The organism is Ruegeria sp. CDSB117 (assembly GCF_059611005.1).
Genome location: NZ_JBXWOS010000004.1, coordinates 216,218 through 235,947 on the forward strand (window position 1 = coordinate 216,218; position 19,730 = coordinate 235,947).

Sequence of the window (19,730 nt, forward strand, 5' to 3'; positions counted from 1 at the left end):
AAAGGGGAAAGAAGCCGACACCGAATGGTATCAAAGGTGTCGGCATGATTAATAGACGCCGGATCAGAGGCCCAACCAAGCGTCGACCCGGTCGGGATTGGCGTCAACCCACTCACGGGCAACCTCTGCTGGATCACGGCCCTTGCCACTGATTTCGTAGGCGAAACCGCTGACGTCATCAGCAGTCAGAGCAAAGTTGGCAAAGAATTCCGCAATCGCAGGCGAGCGATCTTCAAGCGAATTTGACCATGCAATCTGAACGTTCTTCAGAGCGTCCTTGGTGGCAACCGAGGATTTGCTGTACCAATCAGGGTCATCCGACGGCTGTACCATCACGTATTTGGCCGGATCAAAGGTCGGCTCGGTCAGCATCTGGACGTCGAACATGTACCAAACCGCGTGCGGTTTATAGCAGTAGAAAGCATAACCTTCGCCTTTGGCGATACTGTCCTTGATGCGCGCGGTCTTGACGCTTTCTTCGGCACGGATCGGATCGATGAAATCAAGAAGGCCATAGTCACGGGTCTTAACCTCGTTGACATTGGCCGAAGCCCAACCGGGGGCGCCAATCCACATCTCACCCTTGCCGTTGCCATCGCTATCCATCGCTGAGGCGACGTCCGGGCGGCCCAGATCAGCAATATCGGTGATGTTCATCTTATTGCCGAAGTCCTGCGAAACGCAGAAGCCCTGGTTTCCTTCATAGGGGTTGGACGACAAGGTTACGGTACCCGCTTCGTCAACGTATTTCTTGGTGAAACTTTCCTGGTTCGGCAGCCAGACATCGGGGTGCACATCAATGTCTCCCTTGCCCTGATCCATCGCCTGGAAAATCGTCGCGTTGTTGCCCGGTACGTACTCAACCTGACCACCGATGCGCGTTTCAACCACAGCACCCAGAAGATGAGCAATCGCCTGTGCGCCAGTCCAGGAGGGCACGCCGATTTTGACCTCTTCGGCGGCGAGAGCAGGCATCGCAAACGCGCCGACTGCAGCCGCCAGACCCAGTGTTTTCAGTTTGGTTCTCATGGTAGTCTCCTCTGTTGAGATGCGCCGTGTTCCGACGTCAGTTTTTTGATCTCTTTGTGCCTCCAACTCATGGCTTTGACCGGAAAGCAATTACCTCCTCATGGCTGTTGGACAGTGGTCCGATGCAAGGCCGGGCCTTCGATTCCTGCTTGAAAGTCTAGAGCAAAGCGAATTCCGCAGGCCAATTCGAACATTTCATCAAACTATTCCAACATTGCATAGTTATGATTACACTCGTCAACCACAGCAGACAGACTGGGACGCACAATGGATTTGAATTGGCTCCGTGACTTTGAATGCCTTGCCCGAACCCTGAATTTTACCCGGGCGTCGGACGAGAGAAACATCACGCAATCGGCTTTCAGCCGAAGAATCAGAGCCTTGGAAAACTGGGTTGGACTTCCTTTGGTTAATCGTGCCACCTATCCTGTGCGTCTGACCGACGCCGGAGAACAGTTTTTGCCGGTGGCCTTGGCCGCGATTTCACAACTGTCCGAGACCCGTCAATTGTTACGGGATGCGGATCGCGGGGACAGCCGGTTCATCCGGTTTTCGGTACTTCACACAATTTCGGTCAATTATCTCGCAACGCGAATTGAAGAACTGCAGCTGCAAATCCCCGAATTGCGCACACGTGTGGTGTCTGATTCCCTCAGCACTTGCTGCGAGCTTCTTGTTGAAGGAGCGGTCGACGTTTTGCTGTGCTACTATCACCATTCAGTCTCGCCATTGATCGATGAGGCGGCATTCGAAAAAAAAGACCTACTAATAGACCGCCTTGTCCCTGTCGCCGCCGCTGAAACAACCCGGGCCAACGGGTGGGATCTTGGCAAGACAGACGGCCCGCCCATTCCACATCTGGCGTATGAGCGATCATCGTTTCTAGGAATGGTGGTTGAGAATACAGTCGAACGGCAAATGCTGAATGCCGAGACGATCTATGTCGATGGATTGGTCGAAACGATCAAGCGGCGGCTTTTGAAAGGCAGTGGATTTGCCTGGATGCCAGAAACTGCGATTTCGACCGAACTTGCCGATGGAGTACTGGTGCCGGTTGGCGACGATACGTGGTGCACCTCTTTAACCATATCTGCCCTGTCTAACCCTGACGCCCTTGATTCGACCGCACGCAAATTGTGGGACCTGCTTTAACGGAACTGCATATTACGCGCTGTTGTTTCGGCGGGCAGCGGAGATGAGAATTTCAACATTGAGCCCATGACGCGCTCATGCAGCTTCGACGCAGGCGAATTCGGCGCCCGGTGAACGGTTGGAATCAAGCAGGCATTCGTTCGCTACCCAATGTCTTTGGAGCTGTCGGCCGTTGCCGCCTCGATGATAGCCTGGACCAAGAGGTCGACTGTATCGCTGACGTTGGCATCCCAAGCGACACTGTCGGAAACAAGCGAAAATTCTGAGCAGGCGATGATTTGCAGGTCCGCTCCGGCGCTGACAAGATCTTTCGAAGCTGCGAACACCGAGTCACGGGCACATGTGCATGGACCCTTGGCCTTGATCGTACGGATGGCCGCCAGCAGGGCATCGTCTTTCGCAGGCCAGACAACAGACAGCCCGCGTTCTGAAAGAGCGGTATCGAAAAGTCGGGTGTGGCGTACCGCTGGTGAGGCAAGCATTCCAACACAACCTCCGGCTCCAAGCTTTTGTGCGGCGTGATCCGCCGCCAACTCGACCATGTTTAGCAAGGGGATGTCCACTGCTTCTGTGATTGCCCCGGCATAGTGGTGCGCAGTGTTACAGGGCATCGCCAGAGCCTTGGCCCCGGCGGTTTGAAGCCGACGCGCCATAGTTGCCAGAGTATCCCCTGGATCAATGCCTGTCCCCTCGATCAGGTGGGCAATCCGCGACGGGACCTGCGGATTCATATCGATCAAAAGGGGAATGTGGTCGTTGTCATCCCGCGCCGGGACGGCCTCCACCAACTTGCGTTGGAGGAGGATTGTCGCCTCGGGGCCCATGCCGCCAAGTATGCCTACAGGACGTAGCGCGCCCATGGCTTAGATATGAACCCAGCGATTTGCGTGGTCGAAGGCAAATTCGTAGCCGCCCAGGGCCGCCGCGCCACCGGTATGAAGGAATACAACCCGCTGATCCTTGAATTCTCCCTTGCGAGCAAGGTCGATTAGGCCCGCTGCGCCCTTAGCCGAATAGCAGGGGTCAAGCAGTATGCCTTCCAACTCGGCGAACATCCGGATCGCCTCAATGCCGCTTTCCGTCGGCAACCCGTAGCCTTCGCCAACATAATCGGTATTGGCCATCACGTCTTCACGCTTGACGATGCCGGCGCAGCTCAGCTTTTCTGCTGTTTTGCAGGCAAGATCATAAACCATCTGTTCCTGTTTGGCTTGCGGTGCCCGCGTGCCTATGCCCAGAACAGGGACCATGGAATTCATCGCGCACATGCCCGTGACCAGCCCGGCCTGAGTGCCTGAAGACCCTGTCGCATGTACCAGCCGATCAATCCGAAGACCCCGCTCATTAGCCTGAGACAAAAGTTCGAAGGCTGCATTTACGTAACCAAGCGCACCAGTCGGGTTTGAGCCACCGCCAGGGATAACGTAAACGTTGCGTCCTTCGGCACGCTTCTTCTCGGCGGCCTTCTGCATTTCTTCAACCATGTTGTGACCACCGGGAAACTTCTCGGTTGTGGCACCATGCAGGTGATCCAACAGGACGTTTCCGTTGGTGTTGTAGTTCCCGTCCTGATAGCCGGTCCTGTCCTCGAGTAGGATATGACAATCAAAACCCAGTTTGGCCGCGAAAGCAGCGGTCTGGCGGCCATGATTTGTCTGGGTCGCGCCTTGCGTCATCACCATGTCGGCGCCCTGTTCCTCGGCCTCGGCCATGAGGAATTCAAGCTTTCGGGTCTTGTTGCCGCCCGTGGACATGCCAGTGCAATCGTCGCGTTTGATCCAGATTTCACAACCCAACTCTTTGGAAAGCCGTTTCATCGGCTCAAGCGGTGTGGGCAGATGGGCAAGATGCAGCCGGGGAAAGCGGGCGAGATGCATAAGAAGACTCCTAATTTTGGCTTTCCTCAACATATCCGTCGAAAATTGCGGCTCCTAATGCGAAATACCGATCATATATTGCAAGAATTGCAAGTTATTGTGGGTTGCTCTATCTGTGTTCCATGCGGCTTGAATGGATAGACGATATCTTAGCTGTGCTTGATGGCGGCTCCTTGGCGCGTGCGGCAGAAAAACGGTTTCTGACGCAGTCGGCCTTTACTCGCCGGGTGCGGCTCATTGAAGACAGCATAGGCGCGGCACTGTTTGATCGCCGCCGCAAACCGGTTACCCTGTTGCCCGGCGTACGGGCGCTTGAGCCCGAGTTACGTGATCTCAGTGCAAGAATGCACAAATTGCGCCAAACCATGCAGACCGCAAGCGATCAGGCTTCGAAATCACTGGGTTTTGTCTGCCAGCATGCGCTGACCACCACAGTGTCGCCGAAGGTGGTTCTGGCGTTGAGTACGGATGGTAACGTTTTGACACGGGTGCGTTCGGGCAACCAGGATGAATGTCTGATGCATTTGATCTCCAGAGAGGTCGATTTTGCGATCATGTATGCGCTTCCGGGTGATGATGCACCCGTACCGGTTAATGCCTTTGAAACGGTGGATCTTGGAACGGACCTTTTGATCCCGGTCGCAACGCCGTACGGCCGCAACAAGGCCAATTCAGCGGTTCTTCCAACGATTAGCTACCCGTCAGAGGTCTTTTTGGGGCAGGTTTTCGCCCGGATGATCAATCCGCGCCTGCCCAAGGACACCACCGTGTCAATGGTCGCCGAAACCGCCCTGACACTGGCGGTGTTGCAACTGGTGCTAACGGATATTGGGGTTGCCTGGCTGCCGCACTCCTTGATTGGCGAACACCTTTCACAAGGGCGGTTGGTGCGGATCGACGACGTCTTACCTTCGCAACTTCTGATCATTCGCCTGGTACGTCTCCGCGAGGCGCAGTCCGAGCATGCTGAACGGGCATGGCAGCGTCTTGCCCAACATCTACAACTCCCGACAGTGGGAAACTGACGATCGAGTAGACGAAAAATTTCGTTGCGCAAGATGTACGTCAGAATACCGGGGTCGTCGGCGCAACAAATGGAACTAATAAGAACGGATAATAGAGGTCGAAAAATTCGGGTGAATGGATGGCAATACATCGCTGAAAAGTACAAAAACTTGGGGTACCTGGAGCGCCCTGAACTGACGCGCAGAAATGCGGCGAATAAATGGAACTGTGACATTTTAACAGTGGGTGTTCTCCCGGCCAGGGCTAAAGGTTTGAATGTCTGAATCGTAATGGTTTGCGCCAATTCGTTCACACCGCAGAAGCCGTTAGTTTGGACTCAAAGCGGGCCTCAGGGGTGAGGAAACATTCAGTGAAAGTGTCTCGCGTCACTGTCGGGTTGTCATTGTGGGCGGGTATGGCGGATCGCAGGATCAGTCATGTTCACCGCTCGAAATTCGAAGCGGGGATAATGAAGCCTAACGGTATTCAGTGGATCCTGAGCATAGGGTTTTGGACCGCAATCATCCCATTTTAGCAGCACAAATTGGGCCGAACGGCGAAGTTCCAATTCGACGTTTTCGGCTATCAAACCGCCGAAACGATTAGGACGCAATGCTGCATCACAAGCCTTAGGATACGAAGTAGGATGTTATCTCACCCACTCCTTTGACAAAATGAGTTTGTGCTTCCGCGTTGGGCAAATGGTCACCCAGCGCATCTTTGGTTTGGGCAGAGATGTGGATGTGCCCCGACCTGCCTGTGGCCTCGAGACGGCTGGCAAGGTTCACGGTTTCTCCCCATACATCATAAATTGACCGTTTTCGCCCGATCAGACCGGCAATGACTGGTCCGGAATGGATACCTATGCGGATTTGCAGCCCCGCGCTGCTAACTGTGCTGTCAGACATCGTCGTTAGGATGTCTCGTGCAAAGCCTACTGCCGCCTGTGCGTGGTCTTCGCGGCGCACGGGGATCCCCGATGCCGCCATATAGGCGTCTCCAATTGTCTTGATCTTTTCGATGCCGCGCAGGGTGGCCAGGTCATCAAATGCAGTAAACAATTTTGACAATTCCAGGATTAAGTCGCCAGCGTCCATGCGGGCAACCAGCGGAGTGAATTCTACGATATCCGCGAATATTATGGTTGCGCCAGCGAAGCGATCAGCGATGTTTGTCTCACCGTCGTTTAGGCGTTTGATAACTGGCGCGGGCAGCATCGAGTGTAGCAGTTTGTCTGCCCTGTCACGTTCGTATTTTATCTCATTTGCAAGCGCCAATTCCTTAGCGCGCCAGCGGCTGCGTTCCATGCAGGCATCGACGCGCGCATGCAGCAATACCGGGTCGATAGGTTTTGGCAAATAGTCCTCGGCGCCTACACTGATGCATTTGGCGATTGCGTCCGTCTCGTTAAGACCGGAAACCATGACCACGGGTATTTCGTACCAAGACGGATCTTTTTTCATTCTTTCGAGGACGTCGATGCCATTTACCTCTGGCATTAGGATATCCAACAAAACAAGGTCGAACCCCTCGCGATCTAGTGCTTCAAAAGTTTCGCTGGCCGAGCCGACCGATCGCACACTGTGTCCTCTGCGCTCTAGTAACCTGGTCAGGATTTCCCGATTAGCCGCCTCGTCATCAATCACCAAGATACGTCCGGTCAGGGCTTCGCGACCGGCATCAGAGTTCGCAAGGCTGCGTTCAAGGCTGGCCGCAATTTCCTGATCCCTGTTACTGTCCTCAGCGCTTTGCGGAATGTCCGCATCACTGATGGTGCTGTCGATCTGTAGCGCCAGCTTGCGCGCTTCGCTCAGGATCGCGTTTATGTCGCTGCGAGCGGAAGGCTTCAGATCTGCCTCGAAATCATCCAGCACCATTTCCGAATACCCAATGATCGCGTTGATCGGTGAGCGTAAATCATGCCGTAATTTTGCCTGAGCGTCTTTGTCGGTCGAGATTTGGTGCGCACTTTTCCCCAACAATTCGATCATCTGAACAAGGTTGCTGGCGGCGGCGCCAATCTTTTGCAAATCCTCCAACGCGGCTTCTGGCCCAGTTCTGCGCACCTCCTCGATCAGCAGGTTATGAAACCCTACGATCGCTTCTGACGGCCCATTGAGGTTTTGGGAAATGCGGGTGGCTAGTGCCAACTTGTCTTTTCGGTTCTTGGAAACCATGCCGCGCTACCCGTCCAGCAGTTTTTTAATAATCACCAGCAACCCAGGCAGTTCGATCGGCTTGGTATAGAATTCGTCGCAACCTGCCTCCATGGCTTTGTCACGATCACTCTGCATCGCATGGGCTGTCAACGCGACAACTGGGATAGGTTTTGTGTCTGGGTTTGCTTTTATCTGTCTGGTCGCCTCCCAACCGTCGATTACCGGCAGGCTCATGTCCATTAAAATCAGATCTGGTTTATCCGATAGGGCTTGTTCGACGCCAGCCTGACCATCGCGGGCCGATACGATTTCGTAGCCTTTTCTCTGCAGCCGGCGCGACAGCATGTCGAGGTTCATATCATTGTCTTCCACAATAAGTATCTTTGCCATCGCCTTAATCTTTCCGACTTATGAATAATCTTGTAACTGGCGTTTCAGTGCCGCAATCAGATCACCTCGACCCGTATCTCCTTTGCGGATGACCTCATCTGAATGGGCTTTCAACCAATCCAGCTCGTCCCGCGTTAGATCCTTAGACGTGGCTACGATAACCGGCAAATCTGCAAGCCCATCGGTTGTGCGAACCGTTTTGAGAACATCGAAACCGTCCACATTCGGCATCATAATGTCCAATACCATCAGAGTCGGTCTTTTGGATTTCAATTGGCTGAGCGCGCCGTGTCCGTCTGCCGCCTCGCGTACCGTCCATCCGTTGCGCGTTAGGATGCGGCGAAACAGGTTTCGCGTTGACATATCGTCGTCAACGATCAGCACGTCCTTGTCGCGTCCGGAGGCGATAGCATCCAACGTTGCGATCAGCCGCGCTGGATCAATTGGTTTAATTAGGTGTTCGATCGCTCCGAAGGCAAGGCCCATGTCGCGATCCGCGACAATCGTGGCTAGGACAACGGGCGTTTCGCACAGCTTCGAGTCTGCCTTGAGTTCCTTCAACATAGACCAGCCGTCGCGTTCAGGCATGATAACGTCCAGAAGAATGACGTCAGGCTTTTGCGAGCGCGCGATTTCCATGCCCGCCGCTGCGTTCGATGCCAGCAAGACATCATACCCTTCCTCGCGCACGATTTTTGCCACCGCGTTCCGTGCGTCTTCTTCATCATCCACTATCAGAACGCGGCCCAAAGCAGTGTCCGGTGACGTTTCGCTGTATTCGTTAGTCGACGTAGAAATGGTATCGTAGCGGGCTGGGATTTCGAAAGAGAAGGTCGATCCAACACCCTCTTTGCTATCGACAGTAATATGCCCGCCCATCATACGCGTAAATTCCTGCGCAATGGCGAGCCCTAGCCCTGTGCCTCCGAAATTCCGCGTAGTAGACTGATCAGCTTGCACGAACGCTTGGAACAGCTTGTCGCGTTGCTGCGGCGTCATTCCGATACCTTGATCTCGCACCGCAAATCGAAAGAAATCTGTATCATTTTTCCGGAGTTTAGAGACGAGAAGCTCAATCTTACCACCTTCGGTGAACTTCGCCGCGTTGGACAACAGGTTGAAAAGGTTCTGCCGGAGCTTGGTTTTATCAGTTTCGATCTCGTCAGTGTCTGCGAGATCACAAGAGAGAACCAGTTCATTTCTGTTCTTGCTCACCAAGGGAACCACGGTCGACGCGACTTCGTCCAACAAGGGCCGCAGTGCGAAGCGTTCCGGGTACATTTCCATTTTGCCCGCTTCGATCTTGGACAGATCAAGAACGTCATTGATGAGCGAGAGCAGATGTCGCCCGGATGCCATGATCTTCTCCAGGTCATCCGTCGCAGTCTCGAATCCCATGTCCTGCGCATCCTCGGACAGCATTTCGCTATAACCGATGATCGCGTTCAAAGGAGTGCGCAACTCGTGGCTCATGGAAGCCAGGAACTGGCTTTTTGCAGAGCTGGCAGCGATCGCCTGCGCGTTGGCTTCTTCAAGTTGTTCCTGTTTGGACTTAAGGTCAGAAATATCGCTGTAAACAGCGACCGTGCCCCCGTCGGGGGTCTGGCGTTTTGACACCTGAATCCATGCGCCACCCAGCAAGACTTCTTGGCGATCTCCGTCAGGCCTGCGATGTCGTGCAAGCCGGCTGCTAATCCACTCTTCGTCAGGCACACCATCGGTATCAACCGATTTTCGTTCCAGTTGCAGCCGCAAGATATCCTCGAACCGCGTGCCCGGCCCAAGTATGTCGTCTACATGTGCAAAAATGCTGCGGAACCGGTCATTGAAGAGTATGAGTTGGTCTTCGTTGTCGAACAACGCAAATCCGTCTGGAATTGTTTCAATTGCTGTCAGAATCGTATTGCGCTGCGCACGCGCTTCTTCTTCTAGTTCGCGCCGTTTGTCCTGGCTGTCGCGAAGCGCTCTTAGCGCTTGGGACATCCGGCCCAGCTCATCAGGGCCTTCGGGCGGCAGAGTAACATCCCGTTCACCCCGGATCAGTCCTGAAATCGCGATGTTGATTGCATGCAGCGGCACAACGATCGACCTCAGAGCGCGCCACGTAAGAAGCGCTCCCAATATCACAATGACGACACACGCAATGATCGCTCGGTTCATCGCAGCCTTGGCGGCAACCGTTGCTTCATTTCTGGTTCGGTCGGCGCTTTCAGATAGGTCATCGACCAATTGCGTCAACGTCTTGTCGACGGCATCACTGGCCACTCGGGCCTGTGCCAGTAGAGTGTTTCCCAGCACCCGGTTACCATCTGTGTAAGCATCGGCTGCTTGCATAGAAGTTTCGTAGTAGGAGTTTGCCTGCTCTTGTACACTGGCTGCGGACTCTGGTGCAAAAGCGGCGAGCTGTTCGAGGCTGCTATTGAGCATCGTCCTTGCTTCGTTGGCGCGCCGCTCCGAAAGGGTCAGTAAACTGACAGAAAGATCCGTCAGCCAATACCTCATCTCGCCAAAATGACGGTCGGCCTGGCCAGCTACTTCCAGCCGGTGAAACTCAGTATTTGCGTCTTGTATGCGGGCTTGGTTACGCGCCAGATCGTAGACCATCACAATGGTGCTCACGACCAAAGCGGTTAACAATAGCGCTGACAGTGACCCAATGCGCACCGGAATAGTGTTTTCGGACACCCACTTCCAATTGTTACTCAAACCAGAATCTTGTTTCATCTAAAAAGGGTTATGCTGATTGCACCTGCCAGATCCCCAAGTTGCCCACCTTCCTTTGGGAAACCGGTCACATCCGTTTCACCCGCTGGCGATCCGTGGCATGAAAGACAGGACTCAGAGTAGTATTCGGGGATCAGCATACGGAAAGCGGGTGTTCCTGAAACGTCAGTTTCTTCGAAAAATGGCTGCCCTTCGGCCCAAGAGGAGTCCTTGAACTTTTCCTCGATGATCGCGTTTTCCCAGGAATCCGGACGGGCCATGCGATTGCGGACAAGTTCCGAGGGCGCCGTTACCTTGACCACAGCAGACGTGCCAATTTCATCTGCGAACTGTTCATTTACCAGCCGCGCAAATACGGCTGGAATAAATCCTTTAAATGCCACTCCCTCGGCATTTATTATCTCTTGGTTTGCGTCGATTACCGTGACCATAGCGTCCAGCTGCGTTTCTGTAAGTTTACGCTCTAGTGGGTCCAGCCCATCATGCAGCGGTGGTTCACCGTTAGCCTCCGAGTAGGCCTCAATAACTTTCTCGTAAAACACTTCACCGGACAGCCCTTTGTCCGTGACATCCGGATTGTTGATTAGGTCCTGACTGTTCGACACGACACTTCTACCGGCTCGCAACACCGCTGCTAGTCGGTTGCCCGTCTCAACTTCTTCTGCGGTTTCCGCCGCTACATCATCTGAACTAAGCGGACAAAATGTACTCAAAATGACCGCTGCTGTAAAAATTGGTTTTTTCAATAGACCAGCGCCCCCACGCAAAGCCAAGTGCAGTGACAATAAGCTAGGGTAGCAAAAAAACTCCAAACTGTCCTAGGAATTCGGCCCGCCCGAATTTGTACAGCCAAAATTGGATTGTAATAGGCGACGGTCGATCTGGTAACCGCGCCGCTGGTACGCCAAACAACGTTGCCCGCAAATCAGATGGTGAGCGAAATTTGGTGAACGTCTGCACCGGGTCCGAACTTACCCTGCCTCAATGTGCAAATTTGAGAATTTCAGGAGAGTAGCGCGTTGCGATGTTAATCGTGTGATCAAGTGTATTGATCTGATAGTGTGTCAATTTGCCGGGGAATTCTGGCGTCGCCCAAGTACTTCGTTCCACAAATTCTATGAAGAACGACTTCGAAAAGATTTGAAGCCAATCACCCTCAGAATCTTCATGATCGCAATGTTGAGCAAACATTTCATCGGTCACTGAATATGCAACGAAATCAAAAAAGCTAAATCGCACCGCATCGCTTTCCGGCTTGATTTCAAGAGGGTAAAGGCACTCTGCATCCCCACGCTGACGAATAAGCGGTCATAACAAAGCTGTGGGGCGTGTCCGAAGAGGCGGCAGGGTTCAACTGGAGGCTTGGACCCATGCTTTTGTTTCCATGTCGAACGTTGGCCCACGGTGCAGCATCCTGAACTCAAGACACATTCGACGTACTACGATCAATCGTCATGCCCAATAGATGACGGTTGCCGCGAGAGCGATAGCAGAAAAGAAGGTTTTGGTGCACCGGGCATAGCGGGTTGCCATTCGCCTCCAATACATAATCCAAGAACTCAATGCGGCTTTCACACGTACCGAACCAAGAGCCCTGTATTTCCCAGATTATCGCTTTGGTTGGTGAGATCCAGTGTCGCTGCAGGCGTCACGCTGCCAGGGCTTGGCCGATTGGTTTCAAACACCTCCATAGAAGTGTTCCGCCCCGGCACCGAACCCACAGGAGTATTGGGTAAATAGCCCGCAGCCGCCGGTTTCCCCGCTTGCCAGTCCGCCCAGACTTTGTCCACCATGCAGTGATGGAAGAAGAACGCCGGGTCATTTGGCGACAGCGTGATATCGGCCATTTGTCCACCGGTCCACATATGTCCGGCACCATGCGGGCCAAATTCAAGAACATGCCGAAAGCCGCGCCGGTCGCTCGAGTCGAATGGCGTCACGTCGTACACTCTTTCCCGCATCACACGGGTGCGGGTTACGCCTCCGCTTGGTCGTCCGCGATGTTCCCCAAATACCCTTCGCAGAAAAGGTTCATCGACTGATCCAGTCGCAGTGAAGCTTGACCATCCACTCCCAATTGGTCCTGACACGACAGGAAAGCCGATGCGGCGATTCCCCGGTCTGGTCCGATCTCCATCGCCACCCAATATGCGCTCCATCGCGCGGTTCCACATACGCACACCTCCGCGTTGCCCCGGGTCAGTGAACCAGTCCCAGTAAGGCAGCGACACGCGGTCATCATGGCGGCGCAGACGGCTTTCAAAATTCAGGATGAACTGCCTGTGCCAGGGCAGGAACCCTGCGTTTCCATGGATAGCCCTCCTTGCATGGTCAACGACGAACTGCCTGCGTTCATCCGCAGCATTCAGCGCTTGAAGCGCTCCAACAAGTGCGGCCTGCTCCGTCGCGGTCAGCGCGGTGACATCCTTTCGCAACCGCAAGCGATTGATTGCGGCATCAAGGGCCGCAATGGTATTCTCGCCCACGATTCCATCGACAAGGAAGCTGGAATTGTGCGCTCTGACATTTGTCTGGAAAGCTCGGACAGTTCGATCTGTTTCGCGTCCGAAATCACCATCTGCGCCGAACCTAAGTTGGAATCCAAGATCGATCAGCGCTTGTTGCACCTTGCGAACAGACGCGCCTCGTGCCCCGCGCCGCATGGTACGTCGGCCATTCAGGATCTGGGCCAGAAAGCTATCGTTTCTGAATCGCGAATGGGTAAATTGGCGTGGCCCGGATTCTTCAAATCCCCGCACTTCCGCTGGCCTGTCTCGCATAAGATTGGGATCAACCCAAAAGGTCACGGAGTGCCCCCCATGATGAGCATGGCCACCGGCCTCGGCAGTTCGCATTCGTCCGCGCCGATAGGTGCGTCTGCGATGTCCGAATGAACTTCCGTCATATTTCATCGTACCAATCCTCTGTCTCTTATGGGGTGTGAGGAACTGTGCTCAGCAACACGAAGCGCGGTTTGCGGATCGACCAGACCCGCACCCAGACGCAGACGGTCGACCAGCTTGTGCGCCGCTTGCGGGCGGGCGGTTCCAATGATCATTCTGCGCAAATCGTGAATGCCTTGCCCCGGGCCAGCAGCCGATAAACAGGCTGCCAAAAGACCCGCGACAAACGGGGCAGCCTGGCTTGCGCCAGACATATGAGTATGACGTGGTCGCGGGTGGGATTCGCCAAGCGGTGTATTGCGGGCGGCCCGCACCGCCACACCAGGTGCCACAACGTCCGGCTTTGTCCGGCCATCGCGGGTGGGACCAGCCGAGGCAAAACGCGCAGGCCGAGCGCCCACCCGGCCTTGCTGCGCGGCGCCGACCACGATTGAGTGGTAGCCCGAAGCGATCGACCCGATGGTGCAGGTCTGATCGGCCTCGCCGGGGGCCAATCGGGACTGACGGCGCGGGCCAGAGCCGTCCCGCTCGATCCAAACATCATAGCGCCCGTCGGTGACGACATCCGCGCTGATTTCCACTGTCCAGCGCCCACCGGGTGCATTCGCGTAGACAAAAATATCGCAGTGATGATCACCCGAGTTCGGCTCAAGCGCGCGATGATAAACCCGCGCAATTTCGCGCCCAAATACGTCGCGAAGGCTGCGTGTGTCACCTAAGGGGACCGTAATCGCCTCTTGTCCTGGCGGCCGCAGACTTACACGCATCCGGTCGCGCGCCGAATAAAAAATCTCCATCTCATTGTCGGTTGGGTCGTGACGGGAAATATCCCACCCGATCCGGCGCATATGACCCGGAGGCAGCACTCCTGCGGCATGACAATTGGCCAGGAAATAATTGCCTGCAGATTGCACAATAGCTGCATCGTCCCGCTCAGTGACAAAGGCATCAAGTGCACGTTCCACCAGGCTGGTGCCGTTCTTTGCTCCTCCCTGTCGACCGAGGCTCATGTTAATGACGCAACCTCTCCCCCGGCTCAGACGACGAATGAAATCCACCGCTTCGATGATCCGCGCAGAATTTCCAAGATCTGAAAGCCCGCCCAGACGCGCCGCCGAGAGATGTACGAACACCAGATCAGCCTCTGGGGCCAATCCGCCTTCACCGTCTGAACGCGGCGAACCGCCAGCAATATCCGCAACGTGCGTTCCATGCGCGCCCCGCCCCCGATCCGCGTCACCGGGATGGTAGTCAAGGCGTTCATAGGGCCGAGACGTTGTAAGTGCTCGGTCGATCTCTCGTCGGGTAATGACGCGGCCGTATCCGTATGGCTTCGGCTGAACGCCGCGCGACGGTTCACGTTGATCCCACAATGCCAGTACCCGACTTTGACCTGCGGCGTCACGAAAGGCCGGATGAGCAATATCAAACCCCCAATCGATCACTCCAAGCACAACGCCTTGTCCACGGTGGCGCGGGTGGGCCTGACGGGTAGGTGCGCGTGTACGCGAAAACACCTCTGGCGTTGGAGGTGTCTCTCGACTTTGCCCAAAGACACGCGCTGCTTTTAGTGATTTTACCGATGGGTGCGACCAAACTTGGAAAATATCGCCACGCCTGAGCCGAACCGTCAGAATGTCGCCGAACCGAGTCACTGGTATGACCCATTTCTCAGGCACTTTGGCGCCAGGGTGCAGGCGGAGGATCGCCTCGACGCTGTCGCGCCGCCGCCCGCTGCCCAGAAGTTCACGCAGCGCCGGGTCCATGGCTAGGGTTTCTCGAGGATCTGCTGCGCTTCGTTGCGCCAACTTTTGGCCTGAGTGGGCGCATCGATATCCCGATCCAATGCCTCGACAGCGGCATCGTCCATGCCTGCGAGATGGCGCAAATCTTTGACGCCTTGTTCCTGAAGCCGTTTGGCAATTTTCGGGCCTATCCCTTTAATCGTCGTCAACTGATTCTCTGACGCTCGCAAACTCTTTAATGCGTCATGAAGTGCTGTCTCGTGGGCTTTCAGGCCCGCGCTTAGTTCTTCGATCTGATCGACCGAAACACCAAGAGTCTTTGCAATCTCGTCGCGGCTCATCTCGGGCACCGCCAAAATGGCGCGGGCCACCTGGTCAACATCATCGTTTTCGATCTTGTCCTGACGAAAAAGCTGCATCACCCGCGCGAAGGCCTCTCGCGCACGAAAAGCGGTGGCCACGGCCTCGATCGTCGCGCGCGGCCTGGGCAATTTTCCCGAGCTAAAGAACCGACCTTTTGGAAGCTGTTTGGGCACTGGCGGCGACGATTTCAAAGGCCCGCCGAAGTCACCAGGTTTCAGGGGCTTGTGCCGTGCAACCGGTTTAACATCCTCCAGACGTATCAACTGACACCCGCACATGGCCGGTCCTCCTGCGTAAAAGAAAGACAGGGCGACAGCGCCGCCCTGTCTGAAAGCATTTGATAATCAATCAGGATCGGGATTGGATAAATCTCCGGGGCCACCAGCAGGTGGGTTTTGAGGATCGTCGTCGTCTGGATCTCCAACACCGTCAGGCCGTTTATCGGGATCCAGCGCCACTGTTTCAGCGAGCCGCTGAACAAGCGCATCTACCTGAGCTGGCGTGACCGCTGTGCCACCGGGCATCTGCTCAAGCAGCCTAACGCCATTCTCCAATGCCTTGTACCATTTGGAAGCCTCTCCAATGGCCGTGTCGCGCGCCTTGGTCACTTCGGCGTGGCTTTCTGCGATACGCTGGAGCCCCATGACACCGAGCACTCCATCACGGGAGGCCAGAAATGCCTCGGTCGTTAGATCCGGGATCAGATCGCGTGTGGCTACGATATTCAGTAGTGCTTTCTGTCGCATTTGTTCGCCCCCCTTAGTTCCGGCCCAAGAGAAGGGCGTACATCAGCGTGTCATCCCCGCCGCCTGACTTGCCAAACGCGCCAGAAGCCAGGATCGGCAGCAGGATGTCCTGCTTCTTGAACGTGATCTCGGCATCAATCTCCTGACCAGCAAGAGCCCCTGCCGCTGCACCCGAAAGCTTGATCTTTTCGGCCTTTGGTGCACCACCTAACAGCCCCAAGAGGCTGGAAGTCTGGGCTTGCCGCTCAAGTGTCTTGACCGACTTGCGCAGCGACGAAACCTTGCCGTCTAAGTTCTTCGTGGCCGATGCAATTCGCTTGGACAGAGCGTTGTGGTTCGCCTTTCGCTCCTTCATGGCGGCTGCAAACCGTTTGTTGGTAGAAGCGATCAGCTTGTTGACCTCTGCCGATGTGGCAAAGCTCTTGCCAAAGCGCACCCGCATGCGGCGGCCATTTCGCCCACGCATTGTGGTCGAGCGTGACCCCTTGACCTTGCCCATGCGACGCCGGCGGCTGAACCTGCGAAATCGCGGGCGACGGAAGGAGCGACGGCGGCGGCGACGGCGGCGACGGCGTTCAGGAAAGTCCTCGCCGTCGCTTTCGAAGTCATCAGCCATGTCCAGCATGTCGGTGTCTTCATCATCGTCGTCGTCGAACTCGAACATTTCGTCATCGTCGTCGAAATCTTCATCATCGTCGTCGTCGAACTCGAACATTTCGTCATCATCGTCGAAATCTTCATCATCATCGTCGTCGAACTCCGCGACTTGGCTCTGAGCGAGCGCAAATCGCAAAAGATCGTCCTGTTCCATCAATCCTGATGAGCTCATGGGTCAGACCTTTCCTTCTGTTGAATGACCGTGGCGTCTATGGTCAATGGATGCGCCACCTTGTCGGAGACGTGAGGCGAAGGACGCCGCCTCGCACGCCGTCTGGGACGGCGGCGACGGTTTCCTTGGTCCACCATCACTTCGAGAACCGGGACAATCAAAGCCCTGAAACAATCAGGGTCGGGTAGGAATGTGCCGGGGCTTCCGGCACCTTGCCCGCCACAGTCTTCGCAGTCTTCGCTGTCGCCCCAACATGACGGGCACGCGCCTAAGGCACAGGCCAGCATGTCGAGCTGTGCACTCATGCTTTCGATCACCTTCTCGGATCGGGCAGCCTCTTCGCGCCAAGCATCAAGATCAATAGCTGCAGGCGTTTCGTGAGGCTGTTCTGCCTGAGCAGCCCCGGTGAGATGAGCCAGAATCTCTGCCTGGTCGATCTCACCCGAACTCGTCAGCGCCTTCAGCAGTATTTCGTTAAGCGCGGTCATGTGTTGCACCGGCAAATGGCTTCACCGGTCTCGGGGCAGGGGCCGGCACGCTCCCCGGCGTCCTCGTCAATTCCAATCATTTCCACCAAAAGCGCAAATGCATCTGCAGCGCTTTCGAAATCCTCCGCTTCGAAATCTGCGGAAAAATCATCAAGGTCGATTCCAGCGGCTTCTGCTTCGCTTAGCGCCTCGGTCAACCCTTCAATAAGCCCTGCGATTGCAACGGGCCCAGACATCGTCTCGCCCGAACGGCCTACGACTTCGCGCGAGCGCCCGCCAATGAGGCCCGCCAAAATCGACTGAATCTGTGGATTGCGTAGAATGGCTCCTGCCTGCTGACCAATCGAGGCCAACCCTGCTCTGCGGCGTCCGCGTCTTCTGGGACGTGTGCGACGGACTCGACCACGCGCTGGTCTGCGCGTCATCACCGAACGCCCACGCCGCGAAGGCCGTCTTCGCCCACGTCTGGACCGCCCACGCGATCCGAGCCGTCCGGCAAGTGCGCCTACGCCTTGACCAAGCAATCCACCAACAGCACCGCCGATCGGGCCGCCGATTGCTGTGCCAACCACCGGGGCGACGGTGCGTACGACTGGTGCCGCAACCTTGAGCGCCTTGCGCCCGAACCGGGCCAGACCCCGCCAAAAGCTCTCCAGTTCTTCGGGGCTCATGCCTTCGGTCATCTGAAAAAGAAACTCGTTGACCTCGGTGTCGTCGGCATCAGCAATCTCGGCAAAAGCCTCGCGCGCGACATCTTCCGGCGAGAAGCCTGCGTCGAAAATCGCGCCCCACTCGGCGTCGCTTTCCATGTCCTCCGGGAACGCGCTATCAGCATCGATAAACTCTGGCGCGAACTCTTCGTCAAAGAAGTCTTCAAAATCGTCTTCAGCCGGTGCATTCCAAAACCGGTTTCGTGCATCGCGGGACATGTTGATCACCCTTGCTCTCTTGCGCAGCGTTTGCCGTTCTTCCCAGACATTGCATGGCGCAATCACAGGCCAATCACGACGCAATCAAGCAAACGATCACAAAAGGAGGTTTGAGAAAAAACCTCAGTGGGAGCGAAGGAGCTGGGCGGAAAAAGGACACGGCCGCTGGCACAGACATACAGAGCAGGTAGATCAATCTTTTCGGGACTGGCCTGCATCGCCTCAACGCTGGCGACTTCGAGACGACGTTGTTTAGTTTGTGAGTGGGGGGCGATATCTCGCAGCAAAAGAGGCTTGGAAAGTATGCCAGGGCAGTTTCATTCGTCCAGGCGGTCTAACTCGTCTGTCAACGCTGACAACTCTCGCCGTAACTCGCCCACCAACCCGTGGAGCGCATCAACGCGCCGCAAGGCCGCTCTGATGCGCGGATCTGTTGCCGGCTCAAACCTGAAACCCGGCCTGGGCGCCGGCAGATCTTCCGATTGAAGCTTTTGCGCCAAAGCCACCGTATCCGGCGACGGGACGACACCAAGCTCATCGCTCAGAACGGTTTTGAGTATGTTGAAATGCTGGATCGCGTTGCCATTCTGGCCAGACATCATGTCAATCTTCATCAGCCAGCGTGTCGCGGCCTCGTCATAGGGATTGTCGCGCTGGAACTTCTCTGCGACCCATCGAGCCTCTGCCAGTCGATTGGTTTCCAACGCGGCCTCGATCGTCTTTTTCAGAAACCTGAAAATCCGCGCCTGCGTCTCGTGGCGCAACTCTTCTATCCACTCAGCTTCCACCCCTTCTGCAAAACGCCCGATCTGGATTTCACCTGCAAGAAGACTCTCAAGCGCAGTGTTCCCGCCCTGGGCCAGCATGTCGATATCAACGATATAGCCGGCATCATTGCGCAAAGTCAGTGTTCGAGGTGTTGAATCAATAAGCGCAGAAGGGTCAGTACCTGCCGTTTCCACTACTTTCTTCAGGCGCCAGACCTCGGTGTTCAACGCGCGCCGTGCTTTGTCTGGATCCTTGTCAGGCCAGATCCAGGACATCACCTGACGGCGCTCAACCGGATGCCCCGGGCGGTTCCCCAAGGCCGCAATCAGCTCTTTCGAGCGGATACTGGTAATTGGTAGGTTTTCACCACCTTGAGCTTGTATCTCTACGCGGCCGAGAACACGAACCATGCCAGACATGACAATACTCTACTTCTTATTGCCTCCGGACCTATCAACGAGGCGAAAAACCGGTGAGAGCGAAGCCATATCCAAAGGTCAAATGTCCCATTGGTTCCGGCACTCAATCTTATGCTGGTTGGGAACTGGGCTTCAAAAACCAAGTAAAGCAAAGCTGAACGATGTTTGCGGATCGTCGTCAAAATAAGTGCAACGTTTACGGAA

At 55.5% G+C, this 19,730-nt stretch carries 17 protein-coding genes and 1 pseudogene; 2 read left to right on the forward strand and 16 right to left on the reverse strand.

From position 1 onward, the window contains the following. Positions 1-63: 63 nt before the first annotated feature. A complete protein-coding gene (locus AC2FJC_RS07430; RefSeq protein WP_496738986.1) occupies positions 64-1,029 on the reverse strand; it encodes an ABC transporter substrate-binding protein in 966 nt (321 codons plus the stop codon). A gap of 267 nt (positions 1,030-1,296) precedes the next feature. Between AC2FJC_RS07430 and AC2FJC_RS07435 the strand changes: the two genes are divergently transcribed. Next, complete coding sequence (locus AC2FJC_RS07435; RefSeq protein WP_496738987.1) at positions 1,297-2,181, forward strand: LysR family transcriptional regulator; 885 nt, start codon at positions 1,297-1,299, stop codon at positions 2,179-2,181. A gap of 143 nt (positions 2,182-2,324) precedes the next feature. Here the strand turns inward: AC2FJC_RS07435 and cuyB are convergent, their stop codons facing one another. Together cuyB and cuyA are read right to left on the reverse strand one after the other, a co-directional pair. Further along, entirely contained in the window at positions 2,325-3,041 is a 717-nt protein-coding gene (gene cuyB, locus AC2FJC_RS07440; RefSeq protein ID WP_496738988.1) for a cysteate racemase, read from the reverse strand. A 3-nt stretch (positions 3,042-3,044) separates the two neighbouring features. Next, the gene (gene cuyA, locus AC2FJC_RS07445) at positions 3,045-4,058 is read right to left on the reverse strand and encodes a D-cysteate sulfo-lyase (RefSeq protein WP_496738989.1); all 1,014 of its coding nucleotides are present in this window, start codon (positions 4,056-4,058) and stop codon (positions 3,045-3,047) included. 122 nt (positions 4,059-4,180) lie between these two features. Here cuyA and AC2FJC_RS07450 point away from each other — a divergent pair, with 122 nt between their 5' ends. Continuing rightward, positions 4,181-5,083 (forward strand): LysR family transcriptional regulator, encoded by a 903-nt coding sequence (locus AC2FJC_RS07450; RefSeq protein ID WP_496738990.1) that lies wholly within the window; start codon positions 4,181-4,183, stop codon positions 5,081-5,083. A 609-nt stretch (positions 5,084-5,692) separates the two neighbouring features. Here AC2FJC_RS07450 and AC2FJC_RS07455 read toward each other — a convergent pair. The 13 genes and pseudogenes from AC2FJC_RS07455 to AC2FJC_RS07515 all read right to left on the reverse strand — a co-directional run bounded on the left by AC2FJC_RS07455 (position 5,693) and on the right by AC2FJC_RS07515 (position 19,526). Further along, positions 5,693-7,240, reverse strand: a complete 1,548-nt coding sequence (locus AC2FJC_RS07455) for an adenylate/guanylate cyclase domain-containing protein (protein WP_496738991.1) — start codon at positions 7,238-7,240, stop codon at positions 5,693-5,695. 6 nt (positions 7,241-7,246) lie between these two features. After that, complete coding sequence (locus AC2FJC_RS07460) at positions 7,247-7,612, reverse strand: response regulator (protein WP_496738992.1); 366 nt, start codon at positions 7,610-7,612, stop codon at positions 7,247-7,249. Positions 7,613-7,630: 18 nt separating this feature from the next. Further along, a complete protein-coding gene (locus AC2FJC_RS07465) occupies positions 7,631-10,318 on the reverse strand; it encodes a response regulator (protein ID WP_496738993.1) in 2,688 nt (895 codons plus the stop codon). 14 nt (positions 10,319-10,332) lie between these two features. Continuing rightward, a complete protein-coding gene (locus tag AC2FJC_RS07470) occupies positions 10,333-11,082 on the reverse strand; it encodes a Tll0287-like domain-containing protein (RefSeq protein ID WP_496725928.1) in 750 nt (249 codons plus the stop codon). Between the two features lie 706 nt (positions 11,083-11,788). After that, positions 11,789-11,878: pseudogene (locus AC2FJC_RS07475) on the reverse strand (IS5/IS1182 family transposase); the annotation flags it as partial. 29 nt (positions 11,879-11,907) lie between these two features. Continuing rightward, positions 11,908-13,248 carry a tyrosinase family protein gene (locus AC2FJC_RS07480; protein ID WP_496738994.1) on the reverse strand — a complete coding sequence of 447 codons (1,341 nt, stop codon included), beginning with the start codon at positions 13,246-13,248 and terminating at the stop codon, positions 11,908-11,910. After that, entirely contained in the window at positions 13,245-15,005 is a 1,761-nt protein-coding gene (locus tag AC2FJC_RS07485; protein ID WP_496738995.1) for a S8 family serine peptidase, read from the reverse strand. The genes AC2FJC_RS07480 and AC2FJC_RS07485 overlap by 4 nt, the downstream gene beginning before the upstream one ends. A 2-nt stretch (positions 15,006-15,007) precedes the next feature. Next, on the reverse strand, positions 15,008-15,445 hold the full coding sequence (locus AC2FJC_RS07490; RefSeq protein WP_496738996.1) for a helix-hairpin-helix domain-containing protein: 438 nt from the start codon (positions 15,443-15,445) through the stop codon (positions 15,008-15,010). Between the two features lie 246 nt (positions 15,446-15,691). Then, positions 15,692-16,093, reverse strand: a complete 402-nt coding sequence (locus AC2FJC_RS07495) for a hypothetical protein (protein ID WP_496738997.1) — start codon at positions 16,091-16,093, stop codon at positions 15,692-15,694. A 13-nt stretch (positions 16,094-16,106) separates the two neighbouring features. Continuing rightward, positions 16,107-16,922, reverse strand: a complete 816-nt coding sequence (locus AC2FJC_RS07500; protein ID WP_496725933.1) for a hypothetical protein — start codon at positions 16,920-16,922, stop codon at positions 16,107-16,109. Further along, entirely contained in the window at positions 16,919-17,410 is a 492-nt protein-coding gene (locus AC2FJC_RS07505) for a hypothetical protein (RefSeq protein WP_496725934.1), read from the reverse strand. Before AC2FJC_RS07505 ends, AC2FJC_RS07500 begins: the two co-directional genes overlap by 4 nt. Then, positions 17,407-18,339, reverse strand: a complete 933-nt coding sequence (locus AC2FJC_RS07510) for a hypothetical protein (RefSeq protein WP_496738998.1) — start codon at positions 18,337-18,339, stop codon at positions 17,407-17,409. The genes AC2FJC_RS07505 and AC2FJC_RS07510 overlap by 4 nt, the downstream gene beginning before the upstream one ends. A 317-nt stretch (positions 18,340-18,656) precedes the next feature. Next, positions 18,657-19,526: an AfsR/SARP family transcriptional regulator gene (locus tag AC2FJC_RS07515; protein ID WP_496738999.1), complete on the reverse strand. Its 870-nt coding sequence runs from the start codon at positions 19,524-19,526 to the stop codon at positions 18,657-18,659. Between the last annotated feature and the right edge of the window lie 204 nt (positions 19,527-19,730).

Bases quoted from the DNA above. Each gene is read 5' to 3' on its own strand.
- AC2FJC_RS07510 (WP_496738998.1), bottom strand. From the start codon at position 18,339: ATGTCCCGCGATGCACGAAACCGGTTTTGGAATGCACCGGCTGAAGAC.
- AC2FJC_RS07515 (WP_496738999.1), bottom strand. From the start codon at position 19,526: ATGTCTGGCATGGTTCGTGTTCTCGGCCGCGTAGAGATACAAGCTCAA.
- AC2FJC_RS07495 (WP_496738997.1), bottom strand. From the start codon at position 16,093: ATGCGACAGAAAGCACTACTGAATATCGTAGCCACACGCGATCTGATC.
- AC2FJC_RS07485 (WP_496738995.1), bottom strand. From the start codon at position 15,005: ATGGACCCGGCGCTGCGTGAACTTCTGGGCAGCGGGCGGCGGCGCGAC.
- AC2FJC_RS07505 (WP_496725934.1), bottom strand. From the start codon at position 17,410: ATGACCGCGCTTAACGAAATACTGCTGAAGGCGCTGACGAGTTCGGGT.
- AC2FJC_RS07435 (WP_496738987.1), top strand. From the start codon at position 1,297: ATGGATTTGAATTGGCTCCGTGACTTTGAATGCCTTGCCCGAACCCTG.
- cuyB (WP_496738988.1), bottom strand. From the start codon at position 3,041: ATGGGCGCGCTACGTCCTGTAGGCATACTTGGCGGCATGGGCCCCGAG.
- AC2FJC_RS07460 (WP_496738992.1), bottom strand. From the start codon at position 7,612: ATGGCAAAGATACTTATTGTGGAAGACAATGATATGAACCTCGACATG.
- AC2FJC_RS07480 (WP_496738994.1), bottom strand. From the start codon at position 13,248: ATGAAATATGACGGAAGTTCATTCGGACATCGCAGACGCACCTATCGG.
- AC2FJC_RS07430 (WP_496738986.1), bottom strand. From the start codon at position 1,029: ATGAGAACCAAACTGAAAACACTGGGTCTGGCGGCTGCAGTCGGCGCG.
- AC2FJC_RS07450 (WP_496738990.1), top strand. From the start codon at position 4,181: ATGCGGCTTGAATGGATAGACGATATCTTAGCTGTGCTTGATGGCGGC.
- cuyA (WP_496738989.1), bottom strand. From the start codon at position 4,058: ATGCATCTCGCCCGCTTTCCCCGGCTGCATCTTGCCCATCTGCCCACA.
- AC2FJC_RS07500 (WP_496725933.1), bottom strand. From the start codon at position 16,922: ATGAGCTCATCAGGATTGATGGAACAGGACGATCTTTTGCGATTTGCG.
- AC2FJC_RS07455 (WP_496738991.1), bottom strand. From the start codon at position 7,240: ATGGTTTCCAAGAACCGAAAAGACAAGTTGGCACTAGCCACCCGCATT.